This is a genomic window from Paenibacillus radicibacter (genome assembly GCF_024721995.1).
GTDB classification, from domain to species: domain Bacteria; phylum Bacillota; class Bacilli; order Paenibacillales; family NBRC-103111; genus Paenibacillus_AM; species Paenibacillus_AM radicibacter.
Map to the genome: position 1 here is coordinate 68,915 of NZ_JANQBC010000010.1, position 14,964 is coordinate 83,878.

12 protein-coding genes are annotated in these 14,964 nt (G+C 45.0%); 10 read left to right on the forward strand and 2 right to left on the reverse strand.

What is annotated here, in order from left to right; all coding sequences use genetic code 11:
* Positions 1–102 precede the first annotated feature (102 nt).
* Genes NV379_RS18195 through NV379_RS18215 form a run of 5 tightly spaced genes read left to right on the forward strand, consistent with a single transcriptional unit; the run spans position 103 to position 5,697 of the window.
* Complete coding sequence (locus NV379_RS18195) at positions 103–1,842, forward strand: ABC transporter substrate-binding protein (RefSeq protein WP_258208767.1); 1,740 nt, start codon at positions 103–105, stop codon at positions 1,840–1,842.
* A gap of 10 nt (positions 1,843–1,852) precedes the next feature.
* A complete protein-coding gene (locus NV379_RS18200) occupies positions 1,853–2,806 on the forward strand; it encodes an ABC transporter permease (RefSeq protein WP_258208768.1) in 954 nt (317 codons plus the stop codon).
* A gap of 13 nt (positions 2,807–2,819) precedes the next feature.
* A complete protein-coding gene (gene opp4C, locus NV379_RS18205; protein ID WP_258208769.1) occupies positions 2,820–3,746 on the forward strand; it encodes an oligopeptide ABC transporter permease in 927 nt (308 codons plus the stop codon).
* Positions 3,747–3,755: 9 nt separating this feature from the next.
* A complete protein-coding gene (locus tag NV379_RS18210) occupies positions 3,756–4,739 on the forward strand; it encodes an ABC transporter ATP-binding protein (protein WP_258208927.1) in 984 nt (327 codons plus the stop codon).
* Positions 4,732–5,697 (forward strand): ABC transporter ATP-binding protein, encoded by a 966-nt coding sequence (locus tag NV379_RS18215; protein ID WP_258208770.1) that lies wholly within the window; start codon positions 4,732–4,734, stop codon positions 5,695–5,697. Before NV379_RS18210 ends, NV379_RS18215 begins: the two co-directional genes overlap by 8 nt.
* 77 nt (positions 5,698–5,774) lie before the next feature.
* Here the strand turns inward: NV379_RS18215 and pgmB are convergent, their stop codons facing one another.
* Together pgmB and NV379_RS18225 are read right to left on the reverse strand one after the other, a co-directional pair.
* Positions 5,775–6,416, reverse strand: coding sequence for a beta-phosphoglucomutase (pgmB, locus tag NV379_RS18220; protein WP_258208771.1), 642 nt, complete (start codon positions 6,414–6,416; stop codon positions 5,775–5,777).
* On the reverse strand, positions 6,413–7,282 hold the full coding sequence (locus NV379_RS18225) for a phosphatase PAP2 family protein (RefSeq protein ID WP_258208772.1): 870 nt from the start codon (positions 7,280–7,282) through the stop codon (positions 6,413–6,415). The genes pgmB and NV379_RS18225 overlap by 4 nt, the downstream gene beginning before the upstream one ends.
* 272 nt (positions 7,283–7,554) lie before the next feature.
* Here NV379_RS18225 and NV379_RS26100 point away from each other — a divergent pair, with 272 nt between their 5' ends.
* From NV379_RS26100 to NV379_RS18250, 5 genes are all read left to right on the forward strand, one after another.
* The gene (locus NV379_RS26100; RefSeq protein WP_308860307.1) at positions 7,555–8,139 is read left to right on the forward strand and encodes a TetR/AcrR family transcriptional regulator; all 585 of its coding nucleotides are present in this window, start codon (positions 7,555–7,557) and stop codon (positions 8,137–8,139) included.
* Positions 8,140–8,189: 50 nt separating this feature from the next.
* On the forward strand, positions 8,190–9,497 hold the full coding sequence (locus NV379_RS18235) for a cytosine permease (RefSeq protein ID WP_258208773.1): 1,308 nt from the start codon (positions 8,190–8,192) through the stop codon (positions 9,495–9,497).
* A 4-nt stretch (positions 9,498–9,501) separates the two neighbouring features.
* Positions 9,502–10,623, forward strand: coding sequence for an S-methyl thiohydantoin desulfurase family protein (locus tag NV379_RS18240; protein ID WP_258208774.1), 1,122 nt, complete (start codon positions 9,502–9,504; stop codon positions 10,621–10,623).
* Complete coding sequence (locus NV379_RS18245) at positions 10,623–12,200, forward strand: hydantoinase/oxoprolinase N-terminal domain-containing protein (protein ID WP_258208775.1); 1,578 nt, start codon at positions 10,623–10,625, stop codon at positions 12,198–12,200. Before NV379_RS18240 ends, NV379_RS18245 begins: the two co-directional genes overlap by 1 nt.
* A gap of 449 nt (positions 12,201–12,649) precedes the next feature.
* A complete protein-coding gene (locus tag NV379_RS18250; RefSeq protein WP_258208776.1) occupies positions 12,650–14,962 on the forward strand; it encodes a CHASE2 domain-containing protein in 2,313 nt (770 codons plus the stop codon).
* The last annotated feature ends 2 nt before the right edge of the window (positions 14,963–14,964 follow it).

A 14,964-nucleotide genomic window follows, 5' to 3' on the forward strand; every position in this document is an offset into this window, starting at 1 on the left:
TTACATCATTTTCCGCTTTATGTATAATCGCCATTATAAATAAACTATTCCAATGAGAATAGTAGGGATTATATAAATCGGAATGGAATGGGGAGAAACAAGATGAGAAAAAAATTGTTGTCGGTAGTATCAGTTGTCATTAGTGGAGCGGTGATTCTGAGTGCTTGCGGTAAGGGAGAAGCTTCTCCAACAGGGGCAACAACATCACCATCACCTGGAGTGTCAACGACTGCACCGGCTAAGGATGCGAAACCGACTGTTACTGGCCTTTCTGAATTACTAAGAGCGACAGATTTATCGAAACTTCCTGAAGCGGCGAAGAAGCGTACGGACACAGTCATTGTGGGCTTAACCGATCCAAGCGGTGCATTTACCCCGCATTTTCACCAAAGTGGTTATGATGGCAACGTCTCTTCACTTCTCTATTCGCCACTTATTCGTTTAGATGAAAAAGGCTTACCGAAGGCAGATTTGGCTGAGAAATGGGACGTATCCGCAGACCAACTTACATATACCTTCCACTTACGTAAAGATTCGAAGTTTAGTGATGGATCGTCGCTAACTGCGGATGATGTGGCTTTCACGTGGACGATTCTTCATGACAAAGCGTATGACGGTGGAACAGACATCATCTCGGCGAATGTAAAGGGCGGTAAAGCCTATAAAGAAGGCAAGGCAGCGACAATTGAAGGAATTAAAGTGATTGATCCGCTGACGATCTCCGTAACGTTAGACAAAATTAATGCCACAGCGCTAACTGAACTTGGTACGAAAATTTTATCCAAAGCCTATTACGGTAAAGATTATACATTTGGCAAATTGGACTACATCAAAAATTTACACTCGGCACCTGTTGGTAACGGGCCTTATAAGCTAGAGAAGTTTATTCCAGGTCAAGAAGTTCGCTTTGTCGCGAATGAAAATTATTACAAAGGCAAACCAAAGGTTGAACACTTTATTTACAAAACAACTGAGGGAGATGCGTTCCAATTCATTGAGACAGGTGAACAGGATTACGGCGGTTTCTCGGCTACGAACGACAATATTGAGCGATTGAAGAAGTTAGGATTCTTGAACATCTTGCCTTACACGGCTTCCAATTACGGTTACCTGCAATTCAATCTTCAGAACGAAACGTTCAAAGATAAGAAAGTAAGGCAAGCACTTACTTATGGACTCGATCGGAAGACGATTTATGTGGATTCCAACCAAGGAGCGGCATCTGTTGCGAACATTCCAGCACCGCAAAGCTCATGGGCATATACGGAAGAGGGCATTAATCCTTATCCATATAATCCGGAAAAAGCGAATCAACTGCTTGATGAAGCAGGCTGGAAGAAAGGTTCGGACGGTATTCGTGAGAAAGATGGCAAGAAGCTGAAAGTACATTTTATCGGATCGAAGAAAAAGTCCTCTGATGTGTTCATCGCCATTGCTAAAGAAAATTATACAGCGATTGGCGTTCAACTAGATGCAGAGCAATTCGCAGATTTCAACTCACAGATTGCTAAAGTCGATAGTGGAGATTATGACTTGGTTTCATTCTCAACTCCGCTACTCGCTGACCCATCTGACGGTGTGGTCTCGTTCGTGAATGGTGAAGTGAAAGGCTATGACAATCCGAAAGTGAAAGAACTGTATGAGAAGGCATTAGCTACGAACGATATTGAAGCTCGCAAAGTAGTGTATAAAGAATTGTTCCAAATTATTAATGATGACCTTCCGTATATCTTTACAAGCTATAACAAATCCGTATATGCCTATAACGGTCGCATCGAAGGCGTATCCGTGAATCCATCAAGTGGAATTTCAGCGAGCTTGCCGGAATGGACACTCAAGTAAGGAGTTCATCATGAGCACATACCTAACGAAACGATTGCTGTATATGCTTCTGATCCTATTCGGCGCGTCGATGCTTATTTTCTTCTTGTATGCACTCACGCCAGGGGATTTTGTATCCGGTAATTTAAAAATGTCAGCAGAGCGCAAAGCTGAATTACGAGAGCTGTACGGCTTAAGCAAGCCTGTATTCGAAAGATACTTGATCTGGATGAAGAACGTTTTCCAAGGTGACTTCGGATACTCGCTTGCTCAGCAAAAGCCTGTTCTTACTTTGTTTAACGAATATGTTTGGAATTCATTCTTACTTGCGATCACTTCAACATTCTTGACTTGGGCACTTGCGGTCATTATTGGTGTGATCTCGGCTTACAAGCAGTATTCGTGGTTCGACACGCTTGTGATGATTGCGATATTCGCTGCGATGTCCATTCCATCTTTCTTTATTGGATTATTTTTAATCAAAATATTAGCGGTCGACTTCAAATGGTTGCCGCCTGGAGGCATGCTTACGACAGGCAGTAATGCCACGGGGTGGGCGTATTACAAGGAAGTGCTGCATCATATGGCGCTGCCGGTAATTGTAATGACACTGCTTGGTGTGGGCTCACTCACGCGTTACTTCCGCAGCAACATGGTGGATGTGATGAAGCAGGAGTACATTCGTACAGCAAGAGCGAAAGGGCTTAAAGAAAAGACGGTCCTTTACCGTCATGCTTTGCGCAATGCCTTGTTACCCGCAATTACACTCGTGGGATTTGAGTTACCCGGTTTATTCGGCGGCTCACTTATCATTGAGAAAATTTTCAATTGGCCGGGAATTGGCCAGCTCTACATGCAGTCATTCGGCGCGAGGGATTATCCACTCCTAATGGGATTCACTTTCTTCCTCGCCATCCTCACAATTATCGGAACGCTCTTGTCAGACATCTTGTACCATGTTGCTGACCCGCGCGTGAAATTATAGGAGGATTGCGATGATGTCTAATATTAGTGGTAATGTCGAACGCGTGAATGTAGAAGGAAAATCGAAGGCGAGATCCTCACTTGGTCGTCAGGCGTGGGTGCGTCTTCGGAAGAATAAACTTGCGATGTCCGGTTGTTTATTTATGGCTGTGATGGTTCTAGCTTGTTTCATCGGGCCCCTGTTCTCCCCTTATGCGGACAGTAAGGTGAACGTGATGGCGATGAATGAAGCGCCGAGTCTGAAACATTGGTTAGGGACAGATCAACTTGGACGTGATGTGCTGACAAGACTGCTTCAAGCGGGTCGGATCTCTTTAACGGTCGGACTTGCTTCGATGTTGCTATCGGTCATTATTGGTTCACTCTTAGGTATAATCGCGGGTTATTACCGTGGTGTCGTGGATCAAGTCATTATGCGAATTGCCGATTTACTGCTTACGATTCCAAGCTTGCCGATCTTGTTCATTCTCGGTGCTTTGTTATCGGATTGGAAAATCCCGACGGATTATCGGATGTACATCGTCATGGTGATGCTCAGTCTAGTCGGTTGGCCGGGACTGGCAAGACTTGTACGCGGACAGATGCTTTCGCTAAGAGAAGCGGAATACATGCAAGCGACAACGGTATTAGGACTCCGTGATCGTCGTAAGCTGTTCTACCACCTGCTGCCGAATCTTTTTCCATTGTTGATTGTTGTAGCGACTTTAAGTACTGGTGGTGCGATTTTATCGGAATCGGTATTAAGTTTCTTCGGTCTTGGTGTGATGCCGCCGACGGCAACATGGGGCAATATGATCGATGCGGCTAACAATCTGATTGATTTCGAGAAGCGTCCTTGGCTGTGGATGCCGCCTGGTATTGCTATTTTTACAACTGTAATTGCGATTAATATTTTCGGTGATGGCTTGCGAGATGTGCTTGACCCGAAACAGAAGAAGTAGGTGAGACCGATGACAAATGTGCTGCAAGTAGACCATCTGAGCACCTATTTTTATACAGAAAGTGGAACGGTTAAGGCGGTAGATGATGTGAGTTTCCGTGTCCGCGAAGGCGAGACGGTCTGTATCGTTGGGGAATCGGGCTGCGGAAAAAGTATTACCGCGCTCTCGATCATGGGCCTTGTCGAAGAACCCGCTGGCAAAGTGGTAGGTGGCGATATTCAGTTCCAGCAGGATCAATTGCTAGGCATGAGCAAGAATGAGCTTCGCACGCTGCGTGGTAATGAGATGGCGATGATTTTTCAAGAACCGATGTCATCACTGAATCCTGTTCTGACCATTGGACAACAAATTATTGAGCCATTGGTCGTTCATCAGAAGTTGAGCAAGAAGGCAGCCAGACTAAAGGCGATTGAACTTATTGAACTCGTAGGTATTGCGCGTGCAGAGCAAATTTACGATTCCTATCCCCATGAACTAAGTGGGGGGATGCTGCAGCGGATTATGATTGCCATTGCGATCTCCTGTAATCCGAAGCTGCTCATTGCCGATGAGCCAACGACTGCCCTAGATGTAACGATTCAAGCACAAATTCTAGACTTGCTACGGGAGTTAAAGGATCGTACGAAGATGTCGATTATGCTGATCACCCATGATCTTGGCGTCGTTGCTGAGATGGCAGATTACGTGATCGTGATGTACGCTGGCAAAATTGTAGAGGAAGGCGAGGTTGTTGAACTATTCAACAATCCGAAGCATCCGTATACTCAAGGCTTGCTGCGATCCAAGCCGATCTTGAACCAACGTCAAGAAGAATTGTACTCGATTCCCGGTCAAGTTCCGAATCCACTTGCTTTAACAGAGTCTTGTTATTTCCATGATCGTTGCGGGCATTGTATGTCCATATGTCAGACGAAGCAGCCGCCATTACAACAAATTGCTGACAAGCAGCAAGTCGCATGTTGGCTGTATGAGGAGGCTATGCAACATGTCTGAGCCATTATTAGAAGTGAATCATCTGAAGAAATATTTCCCGATTAAGGCGGGATTACTCAGTCGAACCGTCGGTCATGTTAAAGCGGTGGATGATATTAGCTTATCGATTCGCCCTGGTGAAACGTTCGGACTCGTCGGGGAGTCTGGCAGCGGGAAAAGTACTGTGGGTAAGGCAATTTTACGTCTGACGGAGAAAACATCTGGCAGCATTCTTTTCAAAGGAACAGATCTGTATTCACTATCTGGCAAAGAATTGCGCGACATTCGTCCGAAGATGCAGCTTATTTTCCAAGATCCATACAGTTCACTCAATCCGCGCGTTCGGATCGGTGACGCTATTGGCGAAGCGTTATTCGATCATGGGATCGTGCACAAGGGTGAAGTTCGGGATCGAGTGGAGGAAGTGCTGGCACTTTGCGGATTGTCTTCCTATCATTATGATCGGTTCCCGCATGAATTCTCTGGAGGTCAGCGTCAACGGATCGGGATTGCAAGGGCTTTGATTCTAAATCCAGAGCTTATTATTGCAGACGAGCCTGTATCTGCACTCGATGTCTCGATCCAAGCACAGATCATTAACTTGTTCCATAACTTGAAAAAATCGCGTGGACTCGCGTATTTGTTCATTTCCCACGATCTTAGTGTCGTGGAACACTTATGTTCGCGAATTGGTGTGATGTACTTAGGTTCAATGATGGAGACTGCTTCTCGTGATGAGCTATTCCGTAATCCATTACACCCGTATACGAAAGCATTGCTATCGGCGGTTCCGATCCCAATTCCCAAGCTCAAGCGTGAGCGAATTGTGCTGCAAGGAGATATACCAAGTCCAGCAAATCCACCTACAGGTTGCAAGTTTCATACGCGCTGTCCCTATGCAGTGACACGTTGTAAGGAAGAAGTGCCAGCGTTCCGTTATGTAAGCAGCGACCACGCAGTGGCTTGCCATTTGGTCTGATTTGAATAAAAAAATCCCCTTCCGTAGTGGCAGTATGAGTTGACTCATTACTGCACACAAGGAGGGGATTTTCTTCTTTATACGAACTTCAACAATTCCTCTATTGAGCCAAGGCGATAGGTGGCAAGGGCACTCTTGCTGGCATCTCCAACTGCTGCGACTTGCATATCAGCTCGAAGTCCAGCCACGACACCAGCAATCGCGTCTTCAACGACGAGACAATTTGCAGTTGCACATTCAAGCTTTGTAGCAGCAAGTAGGAACACCTCAGGATCAGGCTTGCTCTTCGTAATATGATTGCCATCGACAATAACAGCGAATCGCTCCGATAGCCCGATTTTATCCAAGATGAACGGTGCATTCTTACTGGACGAACCGACTGCAATGGCGATGCCACGTGCTTCTAGACCATCTAACGTTTCAATAACACCTGGTAGAATGTCTGTGGGTGACAGTTGATTGAGCGTTTGGCGATAGAGCCTATTCTTCTCTTCGGCTAATTCAACTCTAGTTTCCTCTGAAAATGTACGACCTTCAGCGTGGCTTAAGATAATGTGCAGACTTTCCATCCGGCTTACGCCTCGGAGTTGATGGTTAACCGTCTCATCAAACGGAATTTCGAGTCGATCCGCAATTTGTTTCCAAGCCTTGTAATGATAATCGTCCGTCGAGACAAGCACGCCATCTAGATCGAAGATGACAGCGTTGAAGTTGTTCATACGGAAACCCCTTTTCTGGATGTCTTGGTTATAGATGATTGTTGTCCTCTGTTAAACAGCCAGTAGAAGAAGACAAGGACGCTCATGGAAATCATGAAACCAGCGGTAACATCAGATGCATAATGAGCAGAAGCGTTTATTCGGCTGACAGCGGTTAACAACCACCAAGCAAAGCCGCCGAAGAACAAAATTTTCTTCCATTTCATGGATCGGATAGCGAATAGAGAAATGGCAACGATCGTGAATGAATTTGCACTATGACCGGATGGGAAGGACTTCCCGTCTTCGCCTTGGATCAAATACCACGGTGAGAAGTTCGCATGATCCGGAGCTAAGTCACGAAATCTAACGCGTCCCCAACCTGTCTTAATGAATTCAATCAGCAGTAAAGTGATGCAAGCATACAGAACGCTGACGTATACCATGCGAAGCAAATACTTAATATTTTCCGAGGAGAAGCGGTTGTAACCATACACTTGAGCACCGATTGTAATGACTGCTATGATCACAATGTTCATAATCGTAAACAGCGTATGCGACTCACCCAGTTCCAATCGTTCAGCTAACATGAGAACGTTCATCCAAGTGCCAAGCACCAGAAACAACGCGCTTAATGCGAAGTGGAGGATTCTTTTGCCAAGTGATGCCCCCTTAACCCCAGCAATCATCATAATATTACCTGCGATCACGAGTATAATAACCATTGGAACTTCACCGTAAATATAGAAGAACGAGCTGTAGGCGTTCAAGTTGTTCGCATCGATTGCAATAGCTTTAGAAATTTGTAAATCCGTGAATGAAAACACAACTAGAAGCAGACATGCAACGGCAAGTAATAGGAGATAGTTCTTCTTCGTTAAAAGCATCGATTCACCTCATTATATTTTTTTTCAATCCTTGTTGTTATCTCTATTATAGAAAGCGCTTTCAATTAAGACTTTCCGATATTTAACTAAAAGTTGTCGTTCATTTAATCAATTTATAATACCTTCTCAATCCTCTTATATGAAAAAGATTAAATATTGACCTGTCTGAGATTAAAATAAGACATTTCAAAAAAGTCGTTGTATTATTATGCATCTGGTTGTATAGTATTTACTTAATTAACGTTAATTAAATATGGAGCGTGACCTTATACATGACCAAAAATAAGCTCAAAGAAGTTGCCATGAGGTTGTTCGGCGAGAAGGGATATGACGGGACGGCGCTTTCGGAAATTGCGAAGGAAGTCGGCGTCAAGACACCTGCGATCTATGCCTTTTATGCGAGTAAAGAAGATTTGTTCATGACGGCTTTTCGCGAGGCAATGGAAGCTTATAATGCGTTCACACATGAGCTGACCGAGGAGAAGCAGGAACTCAGCACAAGAGAGAGCTTGTATCGAATTTTAGTTCGGCAATGCGAATTTTATGAAAAGAGTCCTGAACTGAATCGATTTGCGCTGCGATCGCTGCTGTTTCCGGCCTCATTTTTAAAAGAAACGATTGAACAAGCCTTTCTTGAATCGGACAAGATGCTGACAAAAGCAATTGAAGATCGAATCGTACAAGGAATTGAGAACGGATCACTGAAAGATCGACCGGTGGAAATGCTCGTGGATAGTTTTCTCAACTTAACGGATGGACTGAGTATGGAATATTTCTATTACTCGTCTAAGGAATTGTATATGCGCAAGCTGAATAATGCGTTTGAGATGTATTGGAATGGAGCTTGTTCGTCTTAGGGCGAGCAAGCTTCTGCTAAATAATAATGACAATAAAGGAGAGGCTCAAGATGAGTGAAGTAGCTCAGGTACAAAGTAACAGTTCAGCAGATTATGAAAGAGAGCCTGTTCCAGTGCATTTACGTAAAGGCTGGCTATCGATGTCACTCGTATGGATTGCGATTGGGATTGATTTATCGGCGATGTTCTTGGGAGCAGAGCTTGGCGCAGGAATGAATTTAACAGATTCGTTAGCAGCAACATTGATCGGTTCCGTTATTCTTGGACTTATTGGCGCCTTATGTGCGTATGTGGGAGCGAAGACGGGATTATCGACAGCGATGATCAGTCGGTTTCTGTTCGGAAATCGCGGAGCGCTTGTTGTATCTATAGTTCTCGGAATATTCTCACTAGGTTGGTTCGGTGTGCAGGCAGGTTTCTTCGCATCGAATATGCAGACAGCATTTCAGCAGCTATGGGGAATTGATCTATCGCTAGGTTTACTGTCCTTTATTGGCGGAATGCTCATGATGTCGACAGCGATCTGGGGCTATCGTTCAATTGAGCGACTTAGCATATGGTCAGTTCCGCTACTTATTATTTTTATCGGGATTGCGGTGTATACTGCGATTTCTACGCATGGCACAGCTGCAATGTGGGAACCGATTAGTAGTTCTCCAATTCCATTTGGTATCGCAGTATCGCTAGTTATCGGAATTTTCATTGTTGGAACGGTACTTTCACCAGATATTGCACGCTGGGCACGCACGCCGAAACATGCGGTTATGGCGGCTTTTGTTGGATTTTTCGTAGGGAACAGCTTTATGACGATCATTGCAATCGTGCTGTCCAGAATTATGGATACAAGCGATTTAACGAATATCTTCATAATGTTAGGACTTGGACTACCGGCGATTATCGTATTGACTTTAGCCCAGTGGACGACGAATACGAGCAATCTGTACTCGGCATCTCTTGGATTTTCTGTTGTATTTAAAAAGGTACCGAAGTGGTTAATCACCGTTATTGCAGGTGTAGTGGCTACTATGCTTGCGGTGTTCGGTATTTATGATAAATTCTTATCGTTCTTGAATGTCATCACGATGTTCGTCTCTCCTATAGGCGGGATTTACACGGCAGAATACTTGTTAGTTGATCGTAAGAAGTTTACGTTCGAAGGGATTGATCGCAATAAGAATTGGGTATTCCGTTCGCTATTCGTCTGGACAGCAGCAACGTTCTTCGCCTATTTAACAACACCTGCTGGGGATGGTTCAACACTATTCACAGTGACGAGCGTACCTGCATTAGACGCATTCATCTTCGCCTTTATCGTACAGTGGATTATCGGTAAAATTTCGGTTAAGAAAGGACAATAACATCATGACGACTAACACTACATTTAAATTAACTGAATTAAACGAACAGTCCGTTCAATATATTGCAGTAGGTGCTGCAGTACTTGGCACTGGCGGAGGTGGAGATCCGCATATCGGAAAGCTTATGGCGATTGAGGCGATTCGTAAGCATGGGCCTGTGCGCTTGATGAGCCCAGATGAGCTTAAAGACGATGACTTGGTCGTACCATTATCCATGATTGGTGCACCAACGGTAATGAATGAGAAGATTCCTTCCATTGCCCAAATGACGAAACCTCTAGATCTTATTGAAAAAGAATTAGGTCGCAAAGTCACAGCGATTATGCCAATTGAAGTAGGCGGCGGCAACTCGCTCGTTCCCGTAATTGCAGCAGCAGAGCGTGGAATTCCGATGCTGGATGCGGATGCGATGGGACGTGCTTTTCCAGAATCGCAGATGGTGACATTTTATCTAGATGGACTAGATTGCAGCCCGATTACGATGGCGGACGAGCGTGGTAACGGTGTGTTATTGCATGCAATCGACGGTGTGTGGGAAGAGCGCTTAGCACGTGCGATTACGATTCAGATGGGTGGATCGGCTTCGATCTGCGATTATCCAGTGACAGGTGCACAAGTGAAGCAAAGTGCGATTGCACATACGCTAACTTTAGCTTACGAGATCGGCAAAACGTTATACGAATCGAAGGAATTGAAGCAGAATCCAATCGAAGCCTTACTCAAGCAATTAGATGGTTATGCATTGTTCCACGGTAAAGCAGTCGATATTCGTCGCCGTACAGAAGGCGGATTCACACGCGGTGAGGCGGTATTCGAAGGAACGGGCGAGCAGAAGGGGCGCACGATGAAGTTATTTTTCCAGAATGAATTCCTGCTTGCAACGGAAGACGGCGAAGTGCTTGCTGTAACGCCTGACCTGATTTCCTTGCTGGATCAAGATACAGGTATGCCAATTACAACGGAAAACTTGAAGTACGGCGCTCGTGTAACAGCAGTCGGTTTCCCTTGTGATCCGAAGTGGAGAACAGCTAAAGGTGTTGAAGTTGCTGGACCCCAGTACTTTGGCTATGACACGCCCTATATCCCAATTGAACAACTAGCAGCGAAGAAAGGCGGCGATCTGTAATGAGCCAACTACTTACAAAGAGCGAAGAGATTTACCGCATCGGGATTGATGTTGGCGGAACGAATACAGACTCAGCCTTGCTAGATTCGAAGCTTAATACGATTCATACGGTTAAAGTACACACGACGCGTGATGTGAACGAAGGAATTGTGGAATCGGTTCGCAGATTGCTTGCGGAAAGTGGCGTTAATCCTGCACAAGTACGCTATGCGATGCTTGGAACGACACATTGTACCAATGCAATTGTGGAGCGTAAGCATTTAGGTCGCGTTGGCTTAATTCGTATAGGTGCTCCTGCAACGACTGCGGTATCTCCACTTGCGGATTGGGATGATACGTTGAAGTCGGCAATCGGATCGCATGCTTATGTGGCAAAAGGCGGCTACGAGTACGATGGACGCACAATCGTGGACTTAGATGAAGCGGAAATTATCGACTACTGCACACGGATGAAGGGGAAAGTTGATGCGGTTGCGATTTGCGGTGTATTCTCCCCTGTAAATACTTCACAGGAAAAGCGTGTTGGTGAGCTTGCTAAGCTAGTGTTAGGCGAGGACATGCCGGTTACACTTTCCCATGAGATTGGGAGTATCGGACTCTTAGAGCGTGAGAATGCTTCGATCTTGAATGGTGCACTGCTTAACGTCATTTCCGGTGTGGTAAAAGGTTTCGAGCAAGCGCTAAGTGGATTTGGTATTGAGGCTGGCGTGTACATTTGCCAAAATGATGGTACCCTCATGCGCAGTGAATATGCGCTTCGTTATCCGATACTGACGATTGCATGTGGACCGACGAATTCGATTCGCGGAGCAGCGCATTTGTCAGGTCTAAGTGATGCACTAGTTGTAGATATTGGGGGTACAACAACAGATATTGGCGTGCTGGCACAAGGTTTCCCTCGTCAATCCTCAGCTGCGGTTGAAATCGGTGGTGTGCGTACGAACTTCCGTATGCCGGATATTCTATCTATCGGGATCGGTGGCGGTACGATAGTGCGTGCGGATAGCGAAGGTGAACATGTAACTGTAGGTCCTGACAGCGTAGGGTATGAACTTCTTAAGCGCGGACGTATCTTCGGCGGTGATACACTAACAACGACGGACGTTGCGGTGAAGCTGGGTCATTTCGAATGGAATGATGCACAGACGGACGATTTGGATACGGAGATTTGCCGTAAAGCGGATGTGATCATGACGCGCGACATTGAAGATGCGATTGATCGGATGAAGACGAGCGCTGATCCCGTAGATGTCATTCTAGTTGGCGGCGGCAGTATTCTGGTAGGAGACAGTCTCGAAGGTGTGTCCCGAATTATTCGTCCGAATCACCATGATGCAGCGAACGCAATCGGTGCAGCGCTTGGTGAAGTAAGCGGTGAGACCGAGCGCATCTATTCACTCGATGACATGACTTACGATGATGCAATGGCGGATGCGCGCAGCAATGCGGTGGAACAAGCTGTTCTTGCAGGTGCAGATCGCTCGACGGTACAGATCGTGCTGACGGAAGATATTCCGATTGCGTACTTGCCAGGTAATGCCCTTCTTGTGAAGGTGAAGGCGGCGGGGCGACTGTAGCATAATCCGCTTTGAAAATAATGCTTCTTCCTTAGTAGATTACTTACGAAGGAAGGCGTTTTTTCGAGTGATTAATGATACAGAATTTTCTATAAATATGCGTTGACGCCATAGTTCTTTAATCCTATAATTGGTAAGATGCTAGTTAAATAAAGGGAATAAACGCTTTGATGGCTAGGTTGCCGTGCGATTTCCAGAAGCTTATGAACCATCATGCTGAGCATGGTGGTTTTATGTGTTTTTAAGAGCGTGTTCAAAGGTAAGGTCGCTGCAGAGAAAAAGCACTTCCGGTCGCTGTCTCAATCGTAAAATTTGAATTTATTTAATTGTATTTTCACGATTTCAAAGGCGAACACTAACGTTCCTTCAGTTGCTTTTTCACTTTCGCTTTTACTTTTGAACACGCTCTATAAAGTTTGGTTTCAATTGTTGGAAGGGGATTTCTTGTTGTGAAAAATAAGCTATTATACGTAATCTCAATCCTATGTATCCTATCGATTGGATTACAGTATCTAGGCACATTTAGCAGTATGGAGCTGTGGCTTCAGGATAAAGTGATGCAGAAGAAAGCAACACCAAGCGAGAAGATTGCGATCATTGCAGTGGATGATGAAAGTATTAATCAGCTTGGGCAATGGCCATGGGGCCGTGATGTACATGCAAATTTGGTCGATACGATAACCGAAGGTAAGCCGTCTGTTATCGCATTTGATATTACGTTTCCCGTTGAATCAAGCAATGGAGATGCGGATGAAGCATTCGCTGAATCTGTGAAAAATGCGGGTAATGTCGTGCTGCCACGCTACGGTACGTTCGAGCGTACATCGACGAAAGGTACGATTGAAGCAGTTGAAATGTCAGAACCATTTGTTATTTTAAAAAATGCGGACGCAGCTCTCGGACATATTAATGTGTTTCCCGATGAGGATGGCGCTGTGCGCAAGTCCTTGAAGTATTTTAACTATAAGGGACAGCCGATTGCAAGCTTTTCTTGGCAAATCTACGATTTATATATGAAACATAAGGGCGAGCAAGCAGACGCTGCTAAGTTGCAACTTGATAAAATCAATCAATTCCACATCCCATTTACAGGTGTACCAGGAGATTATGAAGTGATTTCCTATGCGAGTGTTGTGAATGGTGAGGTGGAGCCGAGTTATTTTAAAGATCGAATTGTACTAGTCGGTCCTTACTCGGTCGCACTTAAAGATCATTATCCAACCCCGATGGATCATCAGAATCTGATGTTCGGTGTGGAGATTCATGCGAATATTATTCAGTCCTTGCTAGAGGGCAACTACAAGCATGAGCTGAATTGGATGTGGAATGCATTATTCCTCGTATTGATGGGGGCGCTTGTATATATCATTTTCCGAAAAGCACATGTGGGAATTTCATTCTTAGCGGTTGCCTTGTTAATTGGGGCTTGGGTTTACTTAGGTAAAATGTTATACGAAAAAGGCACAATTATATCGCTTGCATACGTAGTCATATTCCTAAGTGTCAGCTATATCGCGACCTTGTTACTCAAGTATTTGCAAGAACTATTCGAGCGTAAGCGAGTGACTTCGATATTCGGTAGGTATGTCGCTCCGCAAGTCGTGAGCCAGATACTAAAAAATGGTGATGAAGGGCTGAAGCTTGGTGGAACACGTAGGGAACTAACGGTACTGTTCGTGGATATTCGGGGCTTTACACCGCTCTCTGAACAGGCGGAGCCAGAAGAAATTGTAGAGATTCTGAATGAGTATTTGGAGCTGACGGCAAGTTGTATTTTCCAATATGAAGGGACGTTGGATAAATTTATTGGGGATGCAACGATGGCGATCTATAATGCACCACTTTTGCTAGAAGATCATGCGATGAAGGCCGTTCAGACGGCTTGGGCAATGAAGGAACGCTCTGCACAGTTAGAACAGAAGTTGATCGAAAAATACGGTTTCGGCGTAAAGTTCGGCATTGGAATTCATACGGGTCCAGCTGTATTCGGCAACATTGGTTCAAAAACAAGAATGGATTACACCGCAATTGGTGACATGGTTAATACGACAGCAAGACTGGAAAGTAGTGCAAAACCAGGACAGATCATCATGAGTGAACGTACATATGAAGCGGTTAAAGATCGGGTTCACGTGCAATCGCTTGGGGAAATTAGTAATGCCAAGGTTGGGAAAATTACTTCCATGAGTGGTAGCGTCAAAGTTCGTAAGAATGGTGGAGAAAAGCTATTTACTGCATTTAAGGGCATGCTGATCGCACAAGGGGACACAATTGTGATAGCTAGTAGCGGTAAAGCCAAGATGGATCTAGACATTGACAAGGAAGTATCAATTGGCCCATCCACAGAGCTCGTTATCAGTGAGTTAGTTGAAAGCGTGGAAGCAGAGTCTGGGAAGACAACAATTACTTTGCTTGGCGGAGATGTTTTCGTCCATGTGAAATCAAAGCTCAAGGGTGACTCACGATTTGAAGTGAAGACGCCGAATGCCATTATGGGGATTATGGGAACGCAGTTTGCGGTTAGTTATAAGAAGGACGAAGCTCGGAGTGGATTATTCATATTTGAAGGAACCGTGAATACGAGTCCACCTGCTCGTGATCGTGATCCGTTGCCAGTTGCTCCGAATCAGCAGTTAATATTGGAGGGTATGAACCCGAATTTACCACAGCAGCCAGCAACACTAAATCCAGCAGATATACCACTGTTTACATTAGAAGGAATGATTGCGGATCAGACAGCGAAGTTGCTCAGGATCTATTAGAG